Source organism: Oceanospirillum multiglobuliferum (genome assembly GCF_900167095.1).
In the GTDB taxonomy this organism is placed as follows: domain Bacteria; phylum Pseudomonadota; class Gammaproteobacteria; order Pseudomonadales; family Halomonadaceae; genus Oceanospirillum; species Oceanospirillum multiglobuliferum.
Genome location: NZ_FUXG01000019.1, coordinates 18432 through 41329, shown reverse-complemented (window position 1 = coordinate 41329; position 22898 = coordinate 18432). Strand labels below are relative to the sequence as shown.

Below are 22898 nucleotides of genomic sequence, written 5' to 3'. Positions count from 1 at the left end.
AGCACGATAGAAAAGCGCCTGTGCAAATCAAACTGCACAGGCGCTTATGCGCTCAAAAAGCAAATTTACCAGTCAATACCGCGGCGAGCTTTAATACCACTATTGAAGGCATGCTTAGTATCCTGCACCTCAGAGACCGTATCAGCATACTCCAATAGATCACGGTGGGCATTACGCCCTGTAATAATCACACTTTGATCTATGGGGCGATTTTTCAGAGCATTCAGTACCTCATCAATTTCAAGGTAGCCAAACTTGAGCATGTAGGTTAGCTCATCCAATAACACCAAGTGAATATTAGGATCTTGCAGCATAGGTAAGGTTTTTTCCCATACGGCTCGACAAGCAGCAGTATCAACAGCACGGTCTTGGGTTTCCCATGTAAACCCTGTTCCCATAATGTGTACCGTTAAGTTAGGGTTTTCTTTAAAAACCTCACGCTCACCACACTCCCAAGTCCCTTTGATAAACTGCGTGACACCCACTTTATAGCCATAACCTAAACTACGGGCGACAGTCCCCCAGCCTGAAGTGGTTTTACCTTTACCATTACCAGTAATGACAATGACAATGCCACGCTCTTCTGTTGCCTGAGCAATTTTTGCATCAACCAGCTCTTTGCGTTTTTGCATCGCTTTTTTATGTCGGGTGTCACGATCAGTCATAAAGACTCCAAATAATTGCAGTGATTCAGCTTGCTAGAATGTATAGCTGACGCTAGCAAACAAGCTACGACTTTCAGTCTCATAGCCTTTTTTACTGACATAGGATTTGTCGGTTAGGTTTTTAACGCTCAGTTTAGTAACTAATGCACGGCTTACGGCATATTGAGCATCAAAATGTACTAGCGTATATGCATCCAAGCGATCGGTATTAGCTTTATCCGTGTAACGACTACCTGTATAAGCCGCACTTATGCCTAAGGTTAGTTGATCTAACTGTTGGCTGATACGTAGTCCTGAGCTTTTCTGAGCACGATAAATTAAAATATTGCCAGTTGCTTTGTCTTTTGGCTCTAACCACTCTAAGTGTGCATCCAACTGTGTATTGCCGAACAGCCATTGTCCCGTCAGCTCAACACCTTTGATACTGACATTATCAACATTCTGAGGCGTCCAAGTGAAAGAGCCAGGGCTGATAGGTGCCCAAGCGACCAAATCTTCAACCTCAGTTTGGTATAGGTTAGCGGTTAAATAAACGCTTGAACTAGGTTGGTAATTTAGCCCCAAGCTATTGGTGCTAGAGGTCTCCGGCTTCAGATCAGGATTGCCTAATGCTGGATAGTACAAATCATTAAATGTAGGGGCTGTGAACGCAGTTGCACGACCTAAGGTTAGCTCTAAATCAGCGAGTAACTCTACGCCTAGCTCAACACCATAGGTATTAAAAGTACCAAAAGCTTGGTTACGGTCAGCACGACCAGAAATAGCAGCACTTAGCCCTTTCTGCTGCCATTGCCAAAGTGCAAACAGCGCTTTATTGTCCCGTGTTTTTTCTTGGTAGTTATCAACACCACTGCCGCTGACTTCATCCTTTTTATAATCAATCCCCGCTAATAGCAGCTGCTGCTCTGAAAGCTGGTACTCACCTTGTAAGTTAAGCATGCGGGTTTGTGTCACAAACTTATCAGCTTTAATACCCTCAACTTTCTGTTGACTACTATCATTATGCTGACTTGCTTTTATTTCCCAACCTAACTTTTGGTTTGCACGTTGCGCTAAGCCTAACTGTAAACCGTCATTAACAAATAACGACTCACAGTCATTACTCTTTGACCAATCGGGTTTAGAGCACTGATCATAGTCATTGTGACCTTGTGCACGCTGATAGCCACCAAACAAGATCAGGCCGCTACTATATTGATGCTCTGCAGTTAAATTAAGTGCTTGGTTAAGGTAGCCATCTTTATCTTCGCCACCTGCACTGTAAACATCAAAACCCTCTGTTGAGAATCGACTCACTGCGGCAGTTAATCGAGTATTCTCATTGCCAAAACCACCGCTTAATGACAGTTGTTGAGTATTTCGACTGCCAACACCTGCTTCAATCACTGCATAATTAGACTGTAGATGCTTTTTCTTGGTAATAATTTGAATGACGCCAGCAATTGCATTAGCACCATAGAGACTAGAGCGTGCTCCACGAACAATTTCGATGCGCTCAATCTGCTCGACAGGAAAATGCTCTAAACTGGCATAACCTAAGGTTGCGCTACCAATTTGTACACCATCGACCAGAACCAGCATGCGTTTTTGATCTAAACCACGCAGATATAGCGTAGAGTTTTGGCCATACCCACCACTATTAAGCACTTGCACTCCAGCGCTTTGCTCTAAAGCTTGAGCCACACTTTTTGGTTGTGTTTGTTGTAGCTGTTGATGAGTGATTACCGTTGTTGGTGTAATAGACTGGCTTAAAGCCTGTTCTGTACGGCTTGCCGTAATCACAATAGTTACGGGGTCGGCTGCATAAACAACAGGAGATACAACAGCAGAAATAGCTGTGGCTAAAATAATTTTCTTCACTTTTTTCCTCGGCGCAGTAGCTTAGCGTAGAGGGAGGGCAGGCGTAACGTCTGCAAGGCCAATAGGCAAGGCGGGGTCACACTGGTGTCGCCCTCCGCAACACCGTTTAATGATAATTTCGATTCAGACTGGTAATCGGGCTTACAACAAAGTCTCTCTGTTGCTTACCGTTGCGGGGGCAGCTTAGGCTTTTAACCTAATTCCCCAATCTGAAATGAAGGCCGCATCTTATAGAGCTGATTGAAGTAGTCAAGCGCGCATTTCTCAACAGAAATTGAATTGTATTCATACCTAAGTTGTTGCTGTTCATCAAAAAGCCTTCCAACATAAGCTGTTTACAAAATAATTTATCATTGATTAATTTAATTACATTCACAAAAAATTGCCGCTTTAGTAGTCTCGCCCACCTTACTTCATCTGCTTTCTAGCACAGGTTAACTAAAATGCGTTTATTTTCTCCAGCTCAAGCAGCGCTTTTAGTGGCAATGCTATTATGGGCAAGCTCTTTTATTGCCCTAAAATTTGCTTTTGAATACAGCTCGCCTGAATGGGTGATTTTTGGCCGAATGTTAGTAGCTGCAATCTGCTTTTTACCTTTTATCACTAGACTTGCGCCTAAGAAAATTAGCAAAGCTGATTGCTACTGGTTTTTACTACTGGGTTTAGCTGAGCCCGGGTTGTACTTTATTTTTGAAAGTTTGGCACTGGCGAATACGAGCGCCTCTCAAGCAGGAATGATCACTTCATTATTACCCATGCTTGTGGCTATTGGTGCCGCAATATGGTTAAACGAGCGGGTAACTAAACTCACAATGATTGGCTTTGCCTTGGCGATTGGAGGTGCGGCATTGCTCAGCATCAGTAGTGAGTCCAGCGCCAGCGCACCAAACCCTATTTTTGGCAATATGATGGAACTGATGGCAATGATTTGTGCGGCAGCCTACACCCTACTGCTGAAAAAGCTTTCTGGCAGTTACAACACTTGGTTTATTACTGCTTTTCAAGCCTTCTTTGGCACCTTGTTTTTCCTGCCTTTGGCACTAATGAGCTCAGCAGTACCGACCCTCTCTGCTGAGGGTGTCGGTGCGGTTCTATACTTAGGTGTGTTTATTACGCTGGGGGCTTATGGTTTATATAATTGGGCTGTACAAAAAATCCCTGCCACCCAAGCCAGCGCCTTTACCAACTTGATTCCTGTATTCACTGTGATTTTAGCTTTTATTATTTTGGGCGAGCGCTTTACACAAGGCCAAATATTGGCCAGCTTGATGGTGATAGCTGGACTGGCACTTAGTCAAATTCCTGTACGCCAATCTTCTAACACCATAAAGCCTCACTTAGATATCGAGTGTTAAACGCCTAAAAAGCGTACTAATAATGGCAATATAAAAGCGCTTAGCATACCCGTTAACCCCATAGCTAGACCTGCAAAAGCACCAGCCAGAGAGCTAACAGTGAAGCTTTGCGCTGTACCAAAGCCATGCGCTGCAAGCCCCATGGTAAAACCTTGTACACTGTGATCTGTGATTTTCAACGCTTTAAACAATATTGGACCAATCACACAACCAATTGCACCAGTGACTAGTACCAAACCTGCTGTTAAGGAAGGATAACCACCAATCTTTTCAGCAATTCCCATCGCAATAGGTGAAGTAACTGACTTAGGCGTGAGAGATAAAACAGTTTCTCTACTACCACCCATCATCATTACAATCGCAATAGTGGAAAGAGCAGCCGTGAGTATGCCTGAAATACAAGCGATAATGAGCGGCCAAAACATCTGCTTCACCCGCTCTAAATGATCATATAACGGTACGGCGAGTGCGACGGTCGCAGGCCCTAGTAGAAAGTGGATAAACTGCGCACCCTCAAAGTACTGATTATAGCTAGTACCTACTAGGCTAAGAAAAGCCACAATCAATGCGATCGCAACAATAACAGGATGTAAAAAAGCACTGCCGCCTGCCAGCTTATTGATGCGACTAGCAATTAAAAAACCTGCAATTGTGATCACAATACTCAAAATAGGACTGGCAGATAAATAAACCCAAAGTGCTGATAACTCAGTCATGTAGGCCATCCTCTACCTGCTTTTTCTTAACTAGCTTGTTTAACATACCACCTGTAACGAGCAATGTGATTGCAGTACTCAGAATCAGTGCTGTTAAAATGGTCAGACCATCCTTGGCAATCAATTGATAGTGCACCATCAAGCCAACACCTGCTGGAACAAACAGTAAAGCCAAGTAGGATAGCAACCCCTCACTGGCCTGTCGTACACCACTAGGTACGCCCTTATTGACAATCAAAGCGGTCAACAACAGTACCATGCCTACAACTGGGCTAGGAAAAGGTAACTCAAAATAACGCACAATCAGTTCACCGATAAACTGACAGCTCAATAGAATCAGTAGGCCAAATAGCATAAATCACCTTACATCAAATTTGATTTAGGTCTGAATTGAAGCATGGCGATTATATTAAATAAATAAAATAAGATAAAAGAGGCAAAGGTCTTACCAATTCAACAGTTAGCATCATCACAAAAATACTGAAAAAATGTCATAGCCTTGTCATATCAAGAGAGGAAAGTATAGGCAATCCATACAAGACAAGCCTCAGCAAGAGAGGACATTATGATTCGCCATATGCACTATTCCGGTCACTTTTCTGGTTTTTTCTGCCAAGGCTGTTACCGTCGATTGGCTAGATCAGAGTTTTACCTACCTTCAGAGAGACGCTATTTAGAACAGTGTCGAGCCTGCACGGCTCAGATGCAAAAGAGGGCACGCAAGCTTAATGCCGCTTAATCCTAAACAAGCTTCAGTGTCGACCTGTAATTAAAGCGCAGAGGCAAGACCTAATCTTATGAGTACGGTATGATTAGCAAAACTGGAAATCCAAAGCTCAATCAAAGTATTTGATTAGCAAGATTTCCGCTCCACAAAAGATCATACAGTTGTAGATGCATTATGATTATTACTCCAAAGATTCGCGGCTTTATCTGTACAACCACTCACCCAACAGGCTGTGAGGCCAATGTGGCTGAGCAAATTGCTTACACTAAAGCTCAAGGCAAAGTTACCAATGGCCCTAAACGTGTTTTAGTAATTGGTTCATCTAGCGGCTATGGCCTATCTTCGCGCATTGCAGCAGCTTTTGGCTCTGACGCGGCTACTATTGGCGTATTTTTTGAAAAGCCAGCTAACGAGAAAAAAACAGGCACGGCAGGCTGGTACAATGCGGCTGCATTTGAAAAGTTTGCTCACGAAGCTGGCTTGTATGCAAAAAGCATCAATGGCGATGCATTCTCTAATGAAGCACGCGATAAAGTTATTGAGCTGATCAAAGCCGATTTAGGCACTATTGATATGGTGGTGTACTCGTTAGCATCACCTGTACGCAAACTACCAACAACAGGTGAGGTGGTTCGCTCAAGCTTAAAGCCTATCGGTGAGCCATACCGTTCTACAGCAATTGACACTAACAAAGATGTCATCATTGAAGCATCAATTGAGCCTGCAACTGAGCAAGAAGTTGCAGACACTATTACTGTAATGGGTGGTGAAGATTGGGAGCTTTGGATCAACGCACTCAACGACGCAGGTGTACTGACTCCAAACTGCAAAACCGTTGCATACTCTTATATCGGTACTGACATCACTTGGCCAATTTACTGGCATGGTGCATTAGGTAAGGCAAAAGAAGACTTGGATCGAGCTGCACAAGCATTGAATGCTAAGTTACAAGCAGGCGGCGGCAGTGCTAACGTCGCTGTATTGAAGTCAGTAGTGACTCAGGCAAGCTCTGCAATCCCTGTTATGCCGCTATACCTTGCTATGGTGTTTAAGATCATGCGCGCTCAAGGTCTGCATGAAGGCTGCATGCAGCAAATCGACCGCATGTTCCGCACCCAATTATTCCAGGACGATGGTGCTGCGCCAACATTAGATGATCAAAACCGCCTACGCTTGGATGATTGGGAGTTACGCGAATCAGTTCAGCAAGCTTGTCGTGAACTATGGCCACAAGTAACCACCGAGAACCTGTTTGATGTAACAGACTATCAGTTATACAAAGATGAGTTCCTGAAGTTATTTGGCTTTGGCTTAGAAGGCGTTGATTACGCAGCCGATGTAAGCCCGCTGGTAGAGTTTTCTCCCATTGAGCTGTAATGCGCGAATTGTGCAGTGATCACTAAAAAATGGGCGCTTATTGCGCTCATTTTTTTATACAGATTTTTTTGGCAGGCATAAAAAAGCCAGCTTTTGGAAAAAAGCTGGCTTTTAAATTTGGCTCCCCGAGCAGGACTTGAACCTGCGACCAATAGATTAACAGTCTACTGCTCTACCGACTGAGCTATCAGGGATCTCTCTAAGAGATGTCGCGCATTATACAGCTATCTTACTGAGCGTCAACAGTTTTTTTATTTAACTTGCGACACTTCACTAAAACTGATGTTGCACTAAAATAGTGTAGTATGAGCAGAATTTGAACTTAATAGGTTTCAGTGGCTATGGATAACAATCACACATCATCAATGCCCTTGGCACGAGTTCCCGTGTGTGACCGAGAGTTCAATGTTCTTGCATATGAATTAATTGCAGGCGCTACACCGCAACCCCAGTCCTCATCTTTATCAGAAGTCATAACCGCTGTACTGACCGATCCTCGTGTCAAAGGTTTGCTCAATGGCAAACCTGCACTGCTGTTAACAAAGGCCAGTGTTTTAGCTCAACTCCATCAAGACCTTAGCTTCCCCTTAACCGATTTCTGGCTGATGATCGCAGCAGAAGAGCTTCACGGGCTTGATCTAAATTTAATTAAAAAGCTGATAAAACGTGGTGCTCGCTTTGGTATTCAGCTCTCACAGCTGCCAATGCCAGAGCTTGATGAGAACTGGTCTAATCAGATTGCTTTTTTTAGAGCGCCAATAAAGGTGCTGCAAGGGCGTTTGCAGGTTGAAGTTATTGCCCCTCACTGGCTGAGTATTGCCCATGGCATAGACGACGCAACGCTTTTTAATCAGTTACAGCAACTCGATATCAAAGCCTTGCAGGGTCGTTACCTGCCAAGGCCAGAAGTTGCAGAAATTAAGCGTATCCCCAGTAACAAATTGATTGCACTGCAAATCCTCAGTTTATTGGGAGATGTCAACGTCTCGCTAGAAGAGCTCGAATCTTTAATTGTTCAAGACTTACAGTTGTATTATAAACTGTTAAGATTCATTAATTCTGCGTATTATAATTTCAACCGAAAAATTAACAGTATCAAGGAAGCGCTGATCTATCTCGGGCTGAACACACTAAGAAGTATCACCTTGGTGATAGCACTTGCTGAGTCCACCACACGCTCTCCTGATCTGTTTTATTTGGCTCTTACCCGAGCCAAAATGTGTGAACACTTAGCTATAGCAAGTGGTTGGGCAAATGAATCGATGTATTTTAATGCGGGACTGATTTCATTATTGGATGTGCTACTGGAAATTCCGATGTCAATGATATTATCGGAGCTACCTCTAAGTTCAGCTATTAAAAATGCTGTACTACACTTTGAGGGTAGAACAGGTGCAGCACTACAATGTGCAATCAATTATGAACTGGTAGACTGGCAAAAAATTGAGGATAGCCAGTTTGAAAAGGAGATCGCTCATACGGCTTATTTGGAAGCGAGTCGATGGGCAACCGCGTTACAACAGAGCTTAATCGCTGCGGTTGAGTCACAGGAGTGCTGAATGTATGAGTAAGCTTCTGAACAGTGTTAACCAGCGTACACAGCTGGCGGGTGAAAACCGGCTTGAGTTATTGCTGTTCCGTCTTGAAGACAAACAACTTTATGGCATCAATGTTTTTAAAGTTAAAAAAATCATCACTTGCCCCGCGTTAACGGCAATGCCACATCGTCACGCCATCACTTTAGGTGTTGCCAACACGATGGATGGCCCTTTGCCAATTTTGGATCTAAAGCTCGCAATTGGACACGGCAACTCAAACAACGTTCGCGGCAAAAGCGTAATAGTTGCTGAGTATAACCGCAAAATGCAGGGCTTTTTGGTTGATAAAGTTGAACATATTATCAACATTCAATGGAGTGAGATTCATCCACCACCACGCGGTGTAGGTCGAGACCACTACCTGACAGCAATTTCAAAACACAATAATGAAATTATTGAAATTATTGATGTTGAAAAAATTATTGCTGAAATCATGCCGTTTAATGAGCAGGTAGATGCCCCAATGTCGCAAGCATTGGATGACGCATTTGAGCAGCAGCAAGAAAGCTCAGGTACAGTACCTAATAAAAATGTATTGGTTGTTGATGACTCAGTGGTTGCTCGCAATCAGATCAAACGCTGTTTAGAAGCGGTTGGGTTTAACTGCACTCTCTTAAAGAATGGCTTAGAGGCTTATCAGTTTCTTGAGAACATGACGCTAGAGGGGAGAAGTCCAACAGATGAATATCTGATGATGATTTCAGATATTGAGATGCCCGAAATGGACGGTTACACCCTAACTCGACGTGTAAAAGAGAATGCGGAGATGAAGGGACTCTATGTATTACTACACACCTCTTTGAGCGGTGTTTTCAACAAGGCTATGGTTGAAAAAGTAGGTGCAGATGACTTTATTCCAAAGTTTGATGCTAACGAATTAGCTAACGCTGTATTAGAGCGCTTAGGTTTAAAACCAACCAAGTCAGCTTAACCTTTTATAGTTTTAGCTCAAAAATAAAAAGCCGTAGCCCAATCAGACTACGGCTTTTTATTGGCTGCTTCTTATTGATTGCTTCGCCAACTCTTTCCATGAATCAGTGCAAGCGATCTTTACTCATTAGAGCACGCATTTTTTCAGCATCTGGGCGTTCGACTATACCTTTTTCAGTCACAATCACATCAATTAAGTCCGCAGGCGTCACGTCAAATACCGGATTAAAGACCTCAACCCCTTCAGGCGCTACACGTAGCCCTTTGTAGCAAACCACTTCTTCAGGATCTCGCTCTTCAATCACAATATCCTCACCACAAGCCAGCGACATATCAATGGTACTGGTCGGTGCAACCACCATAAAACGCACCCCATGATGCATGGCCAAAACAGCCAAGTTATAAGTGCCAATCTTATTAGCTACATCGCCATTGGCTGTAATGCGATCTGCACCGACAATCACCCAAGAGATATCTTGAGTACGCATCACATGAGCCGCAGCACCCTCAACATTTAAAGAAACCGGAATACCTTCACGCATCAGCTCCCAAGCCGTTAAACGCGAGCCTTGAAACCAAGGGCGGGTCTCATCAGCGTGTACGTGATCGATATAGCCCTTTTCAAATGCTGTGCGAATAACACCCAGTGCCGTGCCTACACCGCCAGTTGCTAGGGCGCCAGTATTGCAGTGGGTCATCACTGAACGTCCTGCATCATTGCTTTGTGCGATAATCTCTGCCCCAAACTCGCCCATGGTACGGTTCGCTGCAATATCAGACTCATGAATACGGATCGCCTCAACCAGCAGTACCGCTTCAGGGTCATTCTGATCTGACAAGTGGTTAATCGCTTTTTGCATATTATCCAATGCCCAAAACAGATTCACCGCTGTTGGCCGAGAGTCTGCTAGCACCTGAATTTTATCGGCAATTGTAGTTTTCCACTGATCCCCATCGGCTGCAAAACAGGCTCTGGCAGCCAGCACCACACCATAGGCTGCACTGATACCAATTGCAGGCGCACCACGCACCACCATATCTTTGATCGCCCCAGCAACACCTTCTGCCGAGTCGTAGGTTAAATAAACCTCTTGTTCAGGCAAAATACGTTGATCCAGAAGTAATAAACGGCCATCGCGCCAGATGATCGCTTCTACGCTTTTTGGGTTTGAGGTGGTCATGTGGAGGTCACCGATACTTGAGTTGATAAAACAGAGAATAAACAAAGGCGGCTATTATAACGATGAGCGCCAAAATCGACAGTGCCAGCTCGACAAAAAGTGCATATACTGTGCGGAAGTTTTTGTTATTTATCTGGATTTTCTGCCATGTCAACACAAGTCGATACTTTGTTGCATGCCCGCTGGGTGCTACCGGTCGATACAGCACGTTCTGTTTTAGAACACCACAGCGTGGCGATTCACCAAGGTAAGATTGTTGCAATCTTACCAACCGCCCAAACCGAAAGCACCTACACAGGCCAAACAGAGCTGCATCTGGCAAATCAATTGCTCATGCCAGGCTTAATCAACAGTCATGGCCATGCTGCAATGAGCCTGTTTCGCGGCCTAGCAGATGACCTACCGCTTATGACTTGGCTGCAAGAGCATATTTGGCCAGCTGAAGCACAATGGGTAAGTCCTGATTTTGTCCGAGATGGCACTAAACTGGCGATTGCTGAGATGCTACTGTCAGGCACCACCTGCTTCAGTGACATGTATTTCTTTCCCGACATCTGTGCACAAGTGGCCAGCGAGTTAAAAATTCGCGCTCAAGTCTGTTGTCCAATCTTAGACTTTCCAACCCCTTGGGCAGCTAACGCAGAAGAAGGCATTCATAAAGCAATCGAAGTTAACTCAACTTTCAGACATAACCCGCTGATTCAAATTGCTTTTGGACCACATGCACCTTATACCGTGTCAGATGAACCCTTGAAAAAAATCGCGGTTTATCAGGAAGAGCTACAAATTCCGGTACAGATGCATGTACATGAAACGGCTTTTGAAGTGGCTGAGGCTGAGAAAAATACAGGGCTGCGCCCAATTGCTCGTTTAGAACAACTCGGATTGCTTGGCCCTCAATTTCAGGCTGTACACGTCACACAAGTCAATGCCGAAGACTTGGCTCTGCTGAGCCAATACCAAGCCAGCGTGATCCACTGTCCAGAGTCTAACCTCAAATTGGCCAGCGGCTTCTGCCCAGTTGACCAGTTACAACAAGCAGGTATTAATGTTGCACTGGGTACGGATGGCGCTGCCAGCAATAATGATTTAGATCTGTTTGGCGAGCTGCAAACTGCGGCTCATCTTGCCAAAGCGGTCTCTGGCAATGCTGCCGCAGTTCCTGCCTATGAAGCGATTGCAATGGCAACGATTAACGGGGCAAAAGCATTAGGCATAGAGACAATCACGGGTAGTCTTGAAGTAGGTAAAGCGGCAGACATCATCGCCCTCAACTTCAATACACTAGAAACCCTTCCGGTTTACCAACCTGTTTCTCAAGTCGCTTACACACGCATGGCGGATAAAGTTAGCCATGTTTGGGTGCAAGGAGAACACTTGGTTCGAGAGGGCCAATTGACACAGATCGATACTGAGCAATTAAAGTTAAAAGCCCAGCAATGGGGGGAGAAAATTCGTGCAGGAAAAACCGATGACTGAGAATAGTTCAGCGCAAAATGTCGACTTTTCAGAAGTGGCCAAATTTGAAGCCTTAGCGTCACGCTGGTGGGATCGTGAAAGTGAATTTAAGCCGCTGCATGATATTAACCCACTGCGCTTAAACTTTATTGATGAGCGTGTTGGTCTTGCAGGCAAAAAAGTATTAGATGTTGGTTGTGGCGGCGGCATTCTTTCAGAAAGTATGGCGCTGCGTGGTGCCGATGTATCAGGTATCGACATGGGTGAAGCCCCCTTGTCTGTAGCTAAGTTGCATCAACTGGAAAGCGGTTTGCAAATCAACTATCGCCGCATTACGGCCGAAGAACTGGCTGAGCAAGAGCCTGCACAATATGACGTGGTAACTTGTTTAGAAATGCTAGAGCACGTGCCTAATCCTGCGGGTGTTATTGCCGCTTGTGCACGCTTAGTAAAACCCGGCGGACAAGTTTTTTTCTCAACAATCAACCGCAATCCTAAAGCCTATTTATTTGCGATTGTAGGCGCTGAGTATGTGATGAAGATGCTGCCTAAAGGCACTCATGACTTCAGCAAGTTTATTCGTCCGTCAGAGCTAGGTAACTGGTGTCGTAATGCAGGCCTGAAAAATGCAGACCTAACGGGGATGACTTACAACCCGTTGACTAAGCAATATAAACTAGACTCAAAAGATGTCAGCGTAAACTACCTGCTACAGTGCTTAAAACCAGACGCGTAGCTTTCCATCCTGCATCACATTCTACACAGGCCATCCCTTTTATTACTTTAAGAGAGGGGCCTGTGTTGTTAATAGAGGCCTGAAAAATGTTATCAAAACCCTCTGCCGTTTTGTTTGACCTTGATGGCACGCTGATCGATACCGCTGATGATTTGGCCGCCTGTTTGAATCGCTTGTTAGCAGAGGAGAGCTTAGCGCACTTGCCCCATGCACTGATTCGCACACAAGTGTCCAATGGCGCAAACGCTATGATTAAGCTGGCTTTTGGTCATGATCTGGATGAACAGTTAGCACTCAGCTACCGTAACCGCCTTCTACAACACTACGCAGAGAATATTGCTCAGCACAGTTGTTGGTTCGACGGTTTAGAAGCTTTTACACACAAACTGAAACAGACAGGCATCCCTTGGGGTATTGTCACCAATAAGCCTCGGCTTTATACCGACTTATTGTTGAACGCGATGGGGATTGACCAACAGGTAGATGTCGTGGTGTGCCCTGACGACTTAGGGGTTGCAAAACCCGACCCTAGACCGCTGCTGCACGCATGTACTCAGGTTCAGGCAGACCCTGCAAACGCCGTATACGTTGGTGATCACATTCGTGATATCCAAGCGGGCAGAGCGGCAGGTATGCGCACTGTTGCAGCCGCTTATGGCTATATAGAGGCCGAAGATAATATTCAGCTTTGGCAGGCTGACCATATTGTGCAACATGGCGCAGAATTAACTGCGCTGATAACCCCTTGATTAAGCCATATACAGCTAGAAGGTAGATGAAATCAGCTGATTTCATCTACATCATAAGCCCTACACTCGACATTTAGCGCTGAAATCTTTACAGTGCGCCTCCATTATCTTTGCCCAACAAAGGCATAAATACCCCTCTTTTTTGACAGCGCTCAGGAATACGTCTTTGATCACCACTGCTAATATCACCATGCAATTTGGCTCTGAGCCACTATTTGAAAATATTTCCGCTAAATTTGGCGGCGGCAATCGCTACGGCCTGATTGGAGCCAACGGTTGTGGTAAATCAACCTTCATGAAGATTTTAAGTGGTGAGTTAACACCAACTTCAGGCAACGTTTCAATATCTGAAAACTGCAAGCTTGGTACGCTGAAGCAAGATCAGTTTGCCTTTGAAGAGTTCAGCGTTATTGATACGGTGATCATGGGGGACACGGCACTTTGGGCAATAAAGCAAGAGCGCGACGCAATTTATGCTAACCCTGAAATGTCTGAAGAAGATGGGATGCGTGTGGCGCATCTTGAAACTGAGTTTGCCGAAATGGATGGCTATAGCGCCGAAAGCCGTGCAGGAGAGATTCTGTTAGAAGCAGGCATTGCAGAAGAACTGCACTATGGACTAATGAAACAAGTAGCCCCAGGCTGGAAGGTACGGGTATTACTTGCACAGGCTTTATTTGCTGATCCAGATGTTTTGCTATTAGACGAGCCTACCAACAACCTGGATATTCATACCATTAACTGGCTAGCAGGGGTTTTAAACCAACGTAAGTCTACGATGATTATCATCTCGCACGACCGCCATTTTTTAAACTCGGTCTGTACACATATGGCTGATATTGACTATGGTGAACTGCGGATTTACCCAGGTAACTATGAATACTTTATGGCGGCTTCAAGTTTAATTCGTGAGCAGCTATTGACTGAAAATGCGAAGAAAAGCGCTGAGCTTGAAGAGCTTCAACAGTTTGTAAACCGCTTCTCGGCAAACGCCTCAAAAGCGAAGTTGGCCAGCTCTCGCGCTAAAAAGATGGATAAAATCAAACTGGATGAAGTCAAGGCATCCAGCCGAATTACGCCATCTATTAGTTTTAAGCAAAGCAAAAAACTACATCGCCAGGCTCTCATTTTAGAAGACCTAGCTCATGGTTATGAGAACCTGCCTTTATTTAGCAATGGTAATCTGATCTTAGAGGCTGGCGCACGCTTAGCTATTATTGGTGAGAATGGTGTCGGCAAAACCACTTTACTACGCTGCTTAATGAATGAAATCCAGGCCAATGAGGGCGCTGTGAAGTGGTCAGAGAATGCCTCTATTGGTTATTGCCCACAAGACTCTAGTGCTGATTTTGACTCAGACCTGACTATTTTTGACTGGATGTCACAATGGCGTACACCTAAGCACAATGACTTGATGGTACGGGGTATGTTAGGCCGCTTACTATTCACAGAAGACGATGCCAATAAAAAAGCTAAGGTTTGCTCCGGTGGTGAGAAAAACCGCTTACTCTTTGGCAAGCTTATGATGACTGACAATAACGTACTGGTGTTGGATGAGCCAACCAACCATATGGACATGGAGGCTATTGAAGCTCTGAACAAAGCGCTGGAAAACTATGATGGCACACTGATCTTTGTCAGCCATGACCGTGAGTTTGTCTCATCTTTGGCAACCCGTATTATTGAAATCAAAGGCAATCGTTTGATCGATTTTCACGGTACTTATGATGAGTATCTTGCCAACCAAGCTGCTAACCAAGCCGCCTAAATAGCAAACACTCTAAGGCTGATGGTCAAGGCGGTATGCACTACAACCGCCTTGACCGCCTTACTTACTAGATAGGTTGAGCATTCAATTTCTGACCACTCACACCTTTACTATCAGGCCCCATCAAATACAGATAAGTACCCATAATCTCTTCTGCTGTTCTCAATGTACGCGGATCTTCACCTGGGAATGCCAGCTGGCGCATTGCTGTACGCGTTGCACCAGGGTTTAGGCTGTTAACTCGAATAGCACTGACGTTCTCAAGCTCATCAGCCAAAATCTCAACCAAACCTTCAGTGGCAAACTTAGAGATGCTATAAGCACCCCAAAACGCACGGCCTTTTCGACCTACACTTGAAGAGGTGAAGATCAAGCTAGCGTCCTCAGACTTCTGCAACAAAGACAATAGTGCTTGCGTCATTAATAAAGCTGAGTTGAAGTTAACTTGCATCACCTGCTCCCACATCTGTGGATTATATGCCTCCACAGGTGTGATAGAGCCTAAAATACCCGCATTGTGCAAGATACCATCTAGGCGACCAAACTCTTCTTCAAGTAGAGTGGCCATTTCGCCATAATCTTTGTAGGTGGCACTTTCAAAGTTTAGTGGAAAAATAGCAGGCTGAGCACCGCCTGCTGCTTCAATTTCATCATAAACCGCCTCAAGCTTCTTAATGGTTCTACCCACTAAAATAACTGTTGCACCGTGGGCAGCATAGGCTTTTGCAGCCGCTTTCCCTATACCATCACCTGCACCTGTTACCAAAATAATCCGGCCTTTTAGCAAGTCTGGTGCTGCCTGATAGTCAAATTTACACAGCATAAAATTCTCTCTTAATCTGATTCAGCAACAATTATTGATAACGTGTTGGATCGACAACGCCAGCATCAGCAAAACCTTTGGCGCGTAAACGACAACTGTCACAACGGCCACAGGCTTTACCCTCTTCATCTGCTTGATAGCAAGATACCGTTAAGCTGTAGTCAACACCTGCAGCAATGCCCATACGGATAATCTCTGCCTTGGTAAGTTGCATTAATGGTGTGCGAATACTCAGCTTATGACCTTCAACCCCTGCTTTAGTTGCTAAGTTTGCCATGGACTCAAAGGCTTGAATAAACTCAGGGCGACAGTCGGGGTAACCTGAATAGTCAACAGCATTTACACCAATAAAAACCTCATTGGCAGACAGCACTTCAGCCCAACCTAAAGCTAAGGATAAAAACACAGTATTACGAGCAGGTACGTAAGTAATTGGTATCCCTTCTTCAAGGGTTTCGGGGACATCGATACTGTGATCGGTAAGTGCTGAACCTCCAAAATCATTTAGGCTTAAGCGCACAACTTTGTGATCAACAGCACCATGCGCCAGTGCAACTGCACGAGCGGCATTTAATTCAGAAATTTGGCGCTGACCATAATCAAAGCTTAAAGCGTAGCACTCATATCCCTGTGCCTTTGCGGTGGCTAACACCGTGGCTGAATCTAAACCGCCAGAAACCAATACTACTGCTTTTTTATTTGTTGCACTCATATTCAATTTAATACCTAAGCGATCGGCACAGGGCATTAGTGGCCGGGTTCATCGTTCCAAAGAATTTTGTGTAGCTGGACTTGCAAGCGTACTTGTAGACGATCCTCAATGATCCATTCTGCTAGAGTCTTCGCGCTTAATTCATGGTGGCTAGGTGAAAATAAGATTTCACTCACACGCGAATTTAAGTCTAGCTCATTAATTTTGAAGCGTACCCACTCGTAGTCACTGCGATTGCAAATGACAAATTTAACCTGATCATCTTTTTTTAGGAGGGCAATATTGCTCCAAAGATTTTTGCCTAGCTCACCTGATGCAGGGGTTTTTATATCCAAAACTACGCAGGCTCTAGGATCAACAGAAGCAATATCGATAGCGCCACCAGTTTCTACAGAAACTTGATAGCCAGCATCGCAAAGTCGTGTAAGTAACTTGGCACAGTTTTTTTGCGCCAGAGGCTCTCCGCCTGTAACCGTGACATAGCGAGCTTTATACTGCTCTGTCTGCGACATAATGCTGTCGATACTAACTGTTTCGCCACCGGAGAACGCATAACTAGTGTCGCAATAGACACAACGCATAGGACAGCCCGTGAGTCGAATAAAAACTGTCGGTAGACCTACCGTGCGAGTTTCGCCTTGTAAGGAGTAGAAAATTTCTGTGATACGGAGAGTAGAGTTAGACATTAAGCTGCATCTTAGGGAAAAACAAACGGCGCATTGTAACGGAAAGCGCCGTTTATCCCTATACCGAAATAATGATAAATAATCACTATCTGTTATTTCGAAGCTACTTTGCGGTAGATTCTAAGAACTGATCGGCTAATTTTGCAGCAGTGCTATCAGGGTGAAAAGACTTTACCGACTCCATCTGTTTACGAGCTTTGTCTTGTTGACCATAGCGGGCATAGACAAGACCTAGCTTATAACGTGCATCTGGAGTTTTTCGGCTTTTTGGATATTGTTCAACAACCGAATTAAAAACACGCTCCGCTTCCTGTGTCAGGTTTTTCACCATATACAGTTCACCTAACCAATAATAGGCATTAGGCAAGAGTGCTGAGTCGGGATAGTTTTTAATAAAGGCTTGATAAGCGGTAATAGCTTGGTCGAACTGTTTACTGCGCACAAGAGCATAGGCATTCTGATACGCATCTTTGGCAGAACCTGATACAGGTGTAGAAACTGCGCTGTTGTTGATTCCACCTGCGCTTGTGGTGTTTGCTTCTGGCGCAGCTACGCGACCTTTTTTCAAGGTATTAACGTCACTGCTAACAGAGAGTAATCGACGATCAACGTCAATATATCTATCTCGGCTATCTTTTTGAAGCTGTCGAATCACTTGTCCCTGTTGTTCAAGCTGATCCCTTAAGGCTTGCATCTCGGTTTGCAGCTGTTGCACCTGCATAAGCAACTCAGTATTCCCCTGTCGTTGATCAATATAAACTGGGGCTGGGACTGAAGATGCCGTGCCTAAGGGCACTGATGATTGAGACGTAAGGTCTGCAGCTTGTACAGTAGATGCTGTCAGAAATGACAGCACCCACAGTCGGGAAGGTAAAGGGAAACGCATCCTTACCCCCAATTAACTTAGTAGTTAATTTCTACACGACGGTTTTTAGACCATGCAGATTGGTTATGGCCAATCACTGCTGGACGCTCTTCACCGTAGCTGGTCACTTCAATCTGGCTAGCACTCACGCCTTGTACTTGGAAATAGCTTTTTACAGCATTACCACGACGTAGGCCTAGCGCCATATTGTACTCACGAGTACCACGCTCATCAGCATGGCCTTCTAAAGTTACTTTAGCCATTGGGTTCGCACGTAGATAAGCAACGTGTAAGTCTAGAACTTCACGGCTATCTGCACGGATAGAGGATTGATCAAAGTCGAAGTAAATCGTGCCAACATCAGGCATTGCTGCCATTTTTTGATTCATATCGTCTTGCATTGCAGCTTGTGTATCTGCACCCAGCTGCTGACCCGACACAGCGCTATCGCTATCTGTGCCTGAACCCGTTGCACCATCACTAGTAACTGTTGGAGCAACAGCTACTTGCTGGTTATCATTTGCAGCAGTGGTGCCTTCTGTTTGCTCTTGAGTAGCAGCGTTACCACCACAACCTGCTAGTACAGCTAGCGTTGCACCAAAAAATAGGGACTTGCTATATTTTTTTAATTCCATATCGGGCTCCTGAAGCAATCCGGTTTTTTCATTATTTGTTTAAAAAAGGTGACCATGCTGGCTCACGTACATCCCCCAACTGAGAGGGAAGACGATACTGAACTTGCCCATCTACAGACACAGCGCCCAGATATCCTCGCAAACCTTCTTGTGTTGCATAAATTAACATACTTCCATTAGGAGAAACACTAGGGGATTCATCTAATGGTGTCTGCGTCAGTATTCTTAGCCGATTTCCATTAAGGTCTTGTGCTGCAATATGAAATATGCCTTCATTTTGGTGCACAAAATAGATCTCTGAGCCATTAGGTGAGTATCGCGCCCTAGCGTTATAGCTCCCCTCGAAAGTTAAACGCTGGGTTTCTCCTGTTGCAAGGTCTAACTCATAAATTTGTGGCCCGCCGCTTCTGCTAGAGGTAAAAATCATCTTCTTACCATCTGGCGACCAATCTGGCTCAGTGTCAATACCGTAATGGTTGGTTAAGCGCGTAATTTTATAAGTGGTTAAATTAATTGAATAGATCTCAGGGTTCCCATCTTTGGATAAAACCACAGCCAATTTTGAACCATCTGGCGACCAACTAGGCGCACCATTTAAACCTTTGAAGGCCGTTAGCTGACGCCGCTTACCGGTGAAGACATTTTGCAAGTAAATACCTGGACGCCCAGTTTCAAAAGAAACATACGCCAAATATTGAGCATCCGGCGACCATGAAGGGGAGAGCACAGGCTCATAGGATTCTAAAATTGTTTTTTCTCTGCGGCCATCTGCGTCAGAGATTTTCAACTCATATTTGGTTTGCTTAAGTTCATCGCGCCTTGCCGTAATGTAAGCGATTCGTGTTGAAAATGCGCCTGCCAACCCTGTTAAATGCTCAAAAACTTGATCACTAATATAATGAGCCCGCGAGCGTAACTCTTTGCTGGTGCCTGAAATAATTTCACCTAACACACGCTCTTGACGTACAACATCATATAGTTCGTAACGAATTGAAAGCGGCCCTGCAGGAGTTTTCTGTGAAACTTGCCCTATCAACAGATACTCTTGCTTCAATAATGACCAATCACGGAAAAAAACCTCTGCTTTTTTACTGGGTAGACTGAGCATCTCCGTACGGGATAGAGGCTTTAATAAACCACTACGCTCAAGGTCATCTGAAACAATTTGTGCAATATCTTCTGTTAGCACACCTTCACCAGACCATGCAAAAGGCACAATGGCTACAGGAGTTGCGCGGTCATTACCTTGTGTAATTTCAATGGTGAGGTCTGCCCCTGCTTGCTGATAACTGAATAGTAGCAATATTGCAGCCGCTTTTATCCATCGGGATAAGCGCATATTAGATATCCTCTGGCTTGAATAGCATGTTGAATTCTCTGAATGCTTCGCGCTGATGGGGTTTCAAGTCCATCAGTTCGCGAAACGGACCTGCTTTATGTACAGCTTGTTCTGCTGACCGATCAAAAGATGAGTTACCACTTGACTGCATCACTCTAACACCTGCCACCTCTCCAGTAGAAAGAAGTGTGATTTTGAGTAATGCTTGCATGCCTGATTTAGCACTTGGTGGACGTGACCACTTTTGCTCAACATAAGTTTTGATCAAAGCCTGCATTGAACCTAACTTAGCTTGATCCTCAAGCTCGCCTAAGAACTGTTCCTCTGATTCAAGTGCTGCTTCAAAAGCTCTTTTTTCGGCGTCAAGTGTTGCCTGCCGCTTTTTCTCAGCCTCCGCTTTAGCTAAAGCTTCTTTTTGTTGCTGGGCCGCAGCGAGCTGTGCTTGTCGACGGTCAAGTTCTTCTTTTTGGGCTTGTGCCTCTTTTTCTTGCGCTTCTTTTTTCTTGGCTTGTTCTGCCTTCAACAAGGCTTGCTCACGTAGCTTCGCTTGCTTAGCCAACTCCGCTTGTTTTTTCAGCTCAGCCTGACGCTTGGCTTCCTCTGCCGCTTTTTGTGCCAGCTCTCGCTGCTTTTTCTCTTCAGCCCTTTTTTCAGCCAACTGCTTTTGCTTTAGCTCTTCTTGCTGTTTACGAATCAGTGCTTGCTTAGCCAACATTTCCTGCTTTGCTTTTTCAGCCTGCTTTTTCTGTGCAAGCTCAGCTGCTTGGCGCGCCTTCTCTGCCGCCTGTTTTTGTCGTAATGCCTCAATAGGATCATGCGTGACGGTATTGGCCATAATTAACTCACCAATCTGCATCACAGGCTGACGCTGTTTATGAATTTGTGTCGATTGATGCCAACCATACCAAAGCAACCAAGCCAACAAAGCATGACAGGTCAGCGTGATTAAGAACGGAAAAAAGAATCCGCTTTTATGCCGTTGCATATCAGGTCTCATTTTTCTGGCGGCTGCGAAAGAAGGCCGATATTTTTAGCGCCTGCCTGCTGCAAAATGCCCATTAACTGCACAACAGCACCATAGCTGGCGGATTTATCTCCACGCACCAATACTTGGACGTTCGGATTCTGCCGAGTGATTTTGCTGACCTTCAATGAGAGCTCTGATGCTTTAATTGCTTGTTCTTTATCAACGCCGATTTCTAGAAAGTACTCTCCCGTCTTTTTAACAGCCACAATTAGAGGCAGATCATCCTCTTTGATATCTAAAGGTGCAGACACGGCCTCAGGCAGATCTACTTTAACTCCTTGGGTTAAAATAGGGGCTGTCACCATAAAAATCACCAGCAACACCAACATCACGTCGATGTAAGGGACTACATTGATCTCAGCAACCAGTTGCTTGCGTTTACGATAGCGGTAGCGAGACATAACCTAGCCTATATTTTGACTGTGTACATTACGATGCAAAATACTGGAGAACTCATCAGCAAAGGTTTCATAGCGCACCATTAGTAATTCTGTTTTAGCTGAGTAACGGTTATAGGCAATCACCGCTGGGATCGCGGCAAAAAGCCCCATTGCCGTTGCGATCAACGCCTCAGAAATTGACGGAGCGACGACAGCAAGTGTCGCTTGCTGAACATGGGCAAGATCTCGAAACGAATTCATGATGCCCCAAACAGTACCAAACAAGCCAATATAAGGACTAGTCGAGCCAACTGTAGCTAGGAAGGGTAAGTGATCAGCTAAGTGTTCCTCTTCTCGTGCTAGAGCTACACGCATTGCACGCTGAACCCCATCCATAACCGCCTCAGAGTCGGGGCTACCCTTCTGGCGTAGACGAGAGAATTCTTTAAAACCTGCTCGAAAAATATTCTCAGCTCCCACCCCACTACCTTCAGAGCTAATTTCTCGATAAAGCTGGCTAAGGTCCATACCAGACCAAAATCGCTCTTCAAAAGACTCCAACATTTTTCTAGCATGACCAATAACTGCCGCACGCTGTAAAATAAACATCCATGATAACAGTGATGCCAGAAGCAATGCGGCCATCACCAGCTGTACGACCACGCTGGCATTTAAAATCAAACCCAGCAATGAAAGTTTATCGTCCACAAAAGCCCCTTTTAAGAATATTATGTTTGAAGCCAAGCCGTTTTAGTGCTTGAAAAATATCAGGTTAGGATCAAATTTAAAACCACTCTCAGACAATCAGACCGATTGTTTAATGAAAGTTCAGTGATTTGGTTTAAACAGAACTATTTTCAGCCAACTGCTCAAGTGCGCTACGCATCTCGACTGGGATAGCCAGAGGCTTCATTTGTTGCTCACTGACTGCCGCAACCTTGACTTCAGCCTCGCTCAAGAGCTTATCATCACAGAAAATCTGCTGTTGAAAGACCAGATAAGTCCGTGCAATTTTTTCAATACGCACCAATACCGTTAACTCATCGTCTAGCTTAGCGGGTCGTTTGTAGCTCACATTAATAGAGCTGACCACAAATAACAGCTTAGCCTCAGTGCGTAGCTGCTCTTGCTGAAATCCCAGTGAGCGCAAAGCTTCAGTACGGGCACGTTCATAGAACTTTAAATAGTTCGCATAAAAGACAACGCCTCCGGCGTCTGTATCTTCGTAATAGACGCGCACTGGCCATTGAAAGGGATAACGCTGATTCATACATGGCTACCTTGAGGGTTAGAGTGATCACGAGAACAAGC

Annotated in this window: 24 protein-coding genes, 1 tRNA gene and 1 riboswitch; of the genes, 9 read left to right on the top strand and 16 right to left on the bottom strand. The window is 44.8% G+C overall.

Annotation, left to right across the window (positions count from 1 at the left end; translation table 11 throughout):
* Positions 1 to 65: 65 nt before the first annotated feature.
* Together cobO and B5D26_RS12575 are read right to left on the bottom strand one after the other, a co-directional pair.
* Entirely contained in the window at positions 66 to 665 is a 600-nt protein-coding gene (gene cobO, locus B5D26_RS12580; RefSeq protein ID WP_078746077.1) for a cob(I)yrinic acid a,c-diamide adenosyltransferase, read from the bottom strand.
* Positions 666 to 698: 33 nt separating this feature from the next.
* Positions 699 to 2525 carry a TonB-dependent receptor domain-containing protein gene (locus B5D26_RS12575; RefSeq protein ID WP_078746076.1) on the bottom strand — a complete coding sequence of 609 codons (1827 nt, stop codon included), beginning with the start codon at positions 2523 to 2525 and terminating at the stop codon, positions 699 to 701.
* 109 nt (positions 2526 to 2634) lie between these two features.
* Positions 2635 to 2780, bottom strand: a riboswitch (cobalamin riboswitch).
* Positions 2781 to 2968: 188 nt separating this feature from the next.
* Between B5D26_RS12575 and B5D26_RS12570 the strand changes: the two genes are divergently transcribed.
* On the top strand, positions 2969 to 3880 hold the full coding sequence (locus tag B5D26_RS12570) for a DMT family transporter (protein WP_078746075.1): 912 nt from the start codon (positions 2969 to 2971) through the stop codon (positions 3878 to 3880).
* On the opposite strand, the gene B5D26_RS12565 is transcribed toward B5D26_RS12570, so the two are convergent.
* Entirely contained in the window at positions 3877 to 4596 is a 720-nt protein-coding gene (locus B5D26_RS12565) for an LrgB family protein (protein ID WP_078746074.1), read from the bottom strand. The two genes, B5D26_RS12570 and B5D26_RS12565, sit on opposite strands and share 4 nt — an antisense overlap.
* On the bottom strand, positions 4589 to 4951 hold the full coding sequence (locus B5D26_RS12560; RefSeq protein ID WP_078746073.1) for a CidA/LrgA family protein: 363 nt from the start codon (positions 4949 to 4951) through the stop codon (positions 4589 to 4591). The genes B5D26_RS12565 and B5D26_RS12560 overlap by 8 nt, the downstream gene beginning before the upstream one ends.
* 210 nt (positions 4952 to 5161) lie before the next feature.
* On the opposite strand from B5D26_RS12560, the gene B5D26_RS16200 reads away from it, so the two are divergent.
* Together B5D26_RS16200 and fabV are read left to right on the top strand one after the other, a co-directional pair.
* Positions 5162 to 5335 (top strand): hypothetical protein, encoded by a 174-nt coding sequence (locus tag B5D26_RS16200; RefSeq protein WP_159445662.1) that lies wholly within the window; start codon positions 5162 to 5164, stop codon positions 5333 to 5335.
* 162 nt (positions 5336 to 5497) lie between these two features.
* On the top strand, positions 5498 to 6700 hold the full coding sequence (gene fabV / locus B5D26_RS12555; protein WP_078746072.1) for an enoyl-ACP reductase FabV: 1203 nt from the start codon (positions 5498 to 5500) through the stop codon (positions 6698 to 6700).
* Between the two features lie 118 nt (positions 6701 to 6818).
* Here fabV and B5D26_RS12550 read toward each other — a convergent pair.
* A tRNA-Asn gene (locus B5D26_RS12550) sits at positions 6819 to 6894 on the bottom strand.
* A gap of 147 nt (positions 6895 to 7041) precedes the next feature.
* Here B5D26_RS12550 and B5D26_RS12545 point away from each other — a divergent pair.
* Together B5D26_RS12545 and B5D26_RS12540 are read left to right on the top strand one after the other, a co-directional pair.
* Entirely contained in the window at positions 7042 to 8259 is a 1218-nt protein-coding gene (locus B5D26_RS12545; protein WP_078746071.1) for an EAL and HDOD domain-containing protein, read from the top strand.
* Positions 8260 to 8263: 4 nt separating this feature from the next.
* A complete protein-coding gene (locus B5D26_RS12540; protein WP_078746070.1) occupies positions 8264 to 9229 on the top strand; it encodes a chemotaxis protein CheV in 966 nt (321 codons plus the stop codon).
* A gap of 103 nt (positions 9230 to 9332) precedes the next feature.
* On the opposite strand, the gene mtnA is transcribed toward B5D26_RS12540, so the two are convergent.
* Positions 9333 to 10409, bottom strand: a complete 1077-nt coding sequence (mtnA, locus tag B5D26_RS12535) for an S-methyl-5-thioribose-1-phosphate isomerase (RefSeq protein ID WP_078746069.1) — start codon at positions 10407 to 10409, stop codon at positions 9333 to 9335.
* A 147-nt stretch (positions 10410 to 10556) separates the two neighbouring features.
* On the opposite strand from mtnA, the gene B5D26_RS12530 reads away from it, so the two are divergent.
* From B5D26_RS12530 to B5D26_RS12515, 4 genes are all read left to right on the top strand, one after another.
* Entirely contained in the window at positions 10557 to 11888 is a 1332-nt protein-coding gene (locus B5D26_RS12530; RefSeq protein WP_078746068.1) for a TRZ/ATZ family hydrolase, read from the top strand.
* The gene (gene ubiG / locus B5D26_RS12525; protein ID WP_078746067.1) at positions 11881 to 12603 is read left to right on the top strand and encodes a bifunctional 2-polyprenyl-6-hydroxyphenol methylase/3-demethylubiquinol 3-O-methyltransferase UbiG; all 723 of its coding nucleotides are present in this window, start codon (positions 11881 to 11883) and stop codon (positions 12601 to 12603) included. The genes B5D26_RS12530 and ubiG overlap by 8 nt, the downstream gene beginning before the upstream one ends.
* An 86-nt stretch (positions 12604 to 12689) precedes the next feature.
* A complete protein-coding gene (gene gph, locus B5D26_RS12520) occupies positions 12690 to 13352 on the top strand; it encodes a phosphoglycolate phosphatase (RefSeq protein ID WP_078746066.1) in 663 nt (220 codons plus the stop codon).
* A gap of 166 nt (positions 13353 to 13518) precedes the next feature.
* Entirely contained in the window at positions 13519 to 15120 is a 1602-nt protein-coding gene (locus B5D26_RS12515; RefSeq protein ID WP_078746065.1) for an ABC-F family ATPase, read from the top strand.
* Between the two features lie 67 nt (positions 15121 to 15187).
* Here the strand turns inward: B5D26_RS12515 and B5D26_RS12510 are convergent, their stop codons facing one another.
* From B5D26_RS12510 to ybgC, 10 genes are all read right to left on the bottom strand, one after another.
* The gene (locus tag B5D26_RS12510) at positions 15188 to 15943 is read right to left on the bottom strand and encodes a YciK family oxidoreductase (protein ID WP_078746064.1); all 756 of its coding nucleotides are present in this window, start codon (positions 15941 to 15943) and stop codon (positions 15188 to 15190) included.
* A 31-nt stretch (positions 15944 to 15974) separates the two neighbouring features.
* Positions 15975 to 16655 carry a 7-cyano-7-deazaguanine synthase QueC gene (gene queC / locus B5D26_RS12505; RefSeq protein ID WP_078746092.1) on the bottom strand — a complete coding sequence of 227 codons (681 nt, stop codon included), beginning with the start codon at positions 16653 to 16655 and terminating at the stop codon, positions 15975 to 15977.
* 35 nt (positions 16656 to 16690) lie between these two features.
* On the bottom strand, positions 16691 to 17341 hold the full coding sequence (gene queE, locus B5D26_RS12500) for a 7-carboxy-7-deazaguanine synthase QueE (protein ID WP_078746063.1): 651 nt from the start codon (positions 17339 to 17341) through the stop codon (positions 16691 to 16693).
* A gap of 103 nt (positions 17342 to 17444) precedes the next feature.
* The gene (gene ybgF, locus B5D26_RS12495; protein ID WP_078746062.1) at positions 17445 to 18227 is read right to left on the bottom strand and encodes a tol-pal system protein YbgF; all 783 of its coding nucleotides are present in this window, start codon (positions 18225 to 18227) and stop codon (positions 17445 to 17447) included.
* 17 nt (positions 18228 to 18244) lie between these two features.
* Complete coding sequence (pal, locus tag B5D26_RS12490; protein WP_078746061.1) at positions 18245 to 18841, bottom strand: peptidoglycan-associated lipoprotein Pal; 597 nt, start codon at positions 18839 to 18841, stop codon at positions 18245 to 18247.
* Positions 18842 to 18872: 31 nt separating this feature from the next.
* On the bottom strand, positions 18873 to 20180 hold the full coding sequence (gene tolB, locus B5D26_RS12485) for a Tol-Pal system beta propeller repeat protein TolB (RefSeq protein ID WP_078746060.1): 1308 nt from the start codon (positions 20178 to 20180) through the stop codon (positions 18873 to 18875).
* 1 nt (position 20181) lies between these two features.
* The gene (tolA, locus tag B5D26_RS12480; RefSeq protein ID WP_159445661.1) at positions 20182 to 21165 is read right to left on the bottom strand and encodes a cell envelope integrity protein TolA; all 984 of its coding nucleotides are present in this window, start codon (positions 21163 to 21165) and stop codon (positions 20182 to 20184) included.
* A gap of 8 nt (positions 21166 to 21173) precedes the next feature.
* A complete protein-coding gene (gene tolR / locus B5D26_RS12475) occupies positions 21174 to 21608 on the bottom strand; it encodes a protein TolR (protein ID WP_078746058.1) in 435 nt (144 codons plus the stop codon).
* Positions 21609 to 21611: 3 nt separating this feature from the next.
* Positions 21612 to 22295 carry a protein TolQ gene (tolQ, locus tag B5D26_RS12470; RefSeq protein WP_078746057.1) on the bottom strand — a complete coding sequence of 228 codons (684 nt, stop codon included), beginning with the start codon at positions 22293 to 22295 and terminating at the stop codon, positions 21612 to 21614.
* Between the two features lie 133 nt (positions 22296 to 22428).
* Entirely contained in the window at positions 22429 to 22857 is a 429-nt protein-coding gene (gene ybgC / locus B5D26_RS12465) for a tol-pal system-associated acyl-CoA thioesterase (RefSeq protein ID WP_078746056.1), read from the bottom strand.
* Positions 22858 to 22898 lie beyond the last annotated feature (41 nt).

Bases quoted from the DNA above. Each gene is read 5' to 3' on its own strand.
- B5D26_RS12565 (WP_078746074.1), bottom strand. From the start codon at position 4,596: ATGACTGAGTTATCAGCACTTTGGGTTTATTTATCTGCCAGTCCTATT.
- ybgF (WP_078746062.1), bottom strand. From the start codon at position 18,227: ATGCGTTTCCCTTTACCTTCCCGACTGTGGGTGCTGTCATTTCTGACA.
- tolB (WP_078746060.1), bottom strand. From the start codon at position 20,180: ATGCGCTTATCCCGATGGATAAAAGCGGCTGCAATATTGCTACTATTC.
- fabV (WP_078746072.1), top strand. From the start codon at position 5,498: ATGATTATTACTCCAAAGATTCGCGGCTTTATCTGTACAACCACTCAC.
- B5D26_RS12545 (WP_078746071.1), top strand. From the start codon at position 7,042: ATGGATAACAATCACACATCATCAATGCCCTTGGCACGAGTTCCCGTG.
- cobO (WP_078746077.1), bottom strand. From the start codon at position 665: ATGACTGATCGTGACACCCGACATAAAAAAGCGATGCAAAAACGCAAA.
- ybgC (WP_078746056.1), bottom strand. From the start codon at position 22,857: ATGAATCAGCGTTATCCCTTTCAATGGCCAGTGCGCGTCTATTACGAA.
- queE (WP_078746063.1), bottom strand. From the start codon at position 17,341: ATGTCTAACTCTACTCTCCGTATCACAGAAATTTTCTACTCCTTACAA.
- mtnA (WP_078746069.1), bottom strand. From the start codon at position 10,409: ATGACCACCTCAAACCCAAAAAGCGTAGAAGCGATCATCTGGCGCGAT.
- queC (WP_078746092.1), bottom strand. From the start codon at position 16,655: ATGAGTGCAACAAATAAAAAAGCAGTAGTATTGGTTTCTGGCGGTTTA.
- B5D26_RS12530 (WP_078746068.1), top strand. From the start codon at position 10,557: ATGTCAACACAAGTCGATACTTTGTTGCATGCCCGCTGGGTGCTACCG.
- B5D26_RS16200 (WP_159445662.1), top strand. From the start codon at position 5,162: ATGATTCGCCATATGCACTATTCCGGTCACTTTTCTGGTTTTTTCTGC.
- tolA (WP_159445661.1), bottom strand. From the start codon at position 21,165: ATGCAACGGCATAAAAGCGGATTCTTTTTTCCGTTCTTAATCACGCTG.
- pal (WP_078746061.1), bottom strand. From the start codon at position 18,841: ATGGAATTAAAAAAATATAGCAAGTCCCTATTTTTTGGTGCAACGCTA.
- B5D26_RS12570 (WP_078746075.1), top strand. From the start codon at position 2,969: ATGCGTTTATTTTCTCCAGCTCAAGCAGCGCTTTTAGTGGCAATGCTA.
- ubiG (WP_078746067.1), top strand. From the start codon at position 11,881: ATGACTGAGAATAGTTCAGCGCAAAATGTCGACTTTTCAGAAGTGGCC.
- gph (WP_078746066.1), top strand. From the start codon at position 12,690: ATGTTATCAAAACCCTCTGCCGTTTTGTTTGACCTTGATGGCACGCTG.
- B5D26_RS12560 (WP_078746073.1), bottom strand. From the start codon at position 4,951: ATGCTATTTGGCCTACTGATTCTATTGAGCTGTCAGTTTATCGGTGAA.
- B5D26_RS12540 (WP_078746070.1), top strand. From the start codon at position 8,264: ATGAGTAAGCTTCTGAACAGTGTTAACCAGCGTACACAGCTGGCGGGT.
- B5D26_RS12510 (WP_078746064.1), bottom strand. From the start codon at position 15,943: ATGCTGTGTAAATTTGACTATCAGGCAGCACCAGACTTGCTAAAAGGC.
- tolR (WP_078746058.1), bottom strand. From the start codon at position 21,608: ATGTCTCGCTACCGCTATCGTAAACGCAAGCAACTGGTTGCTGAGATC.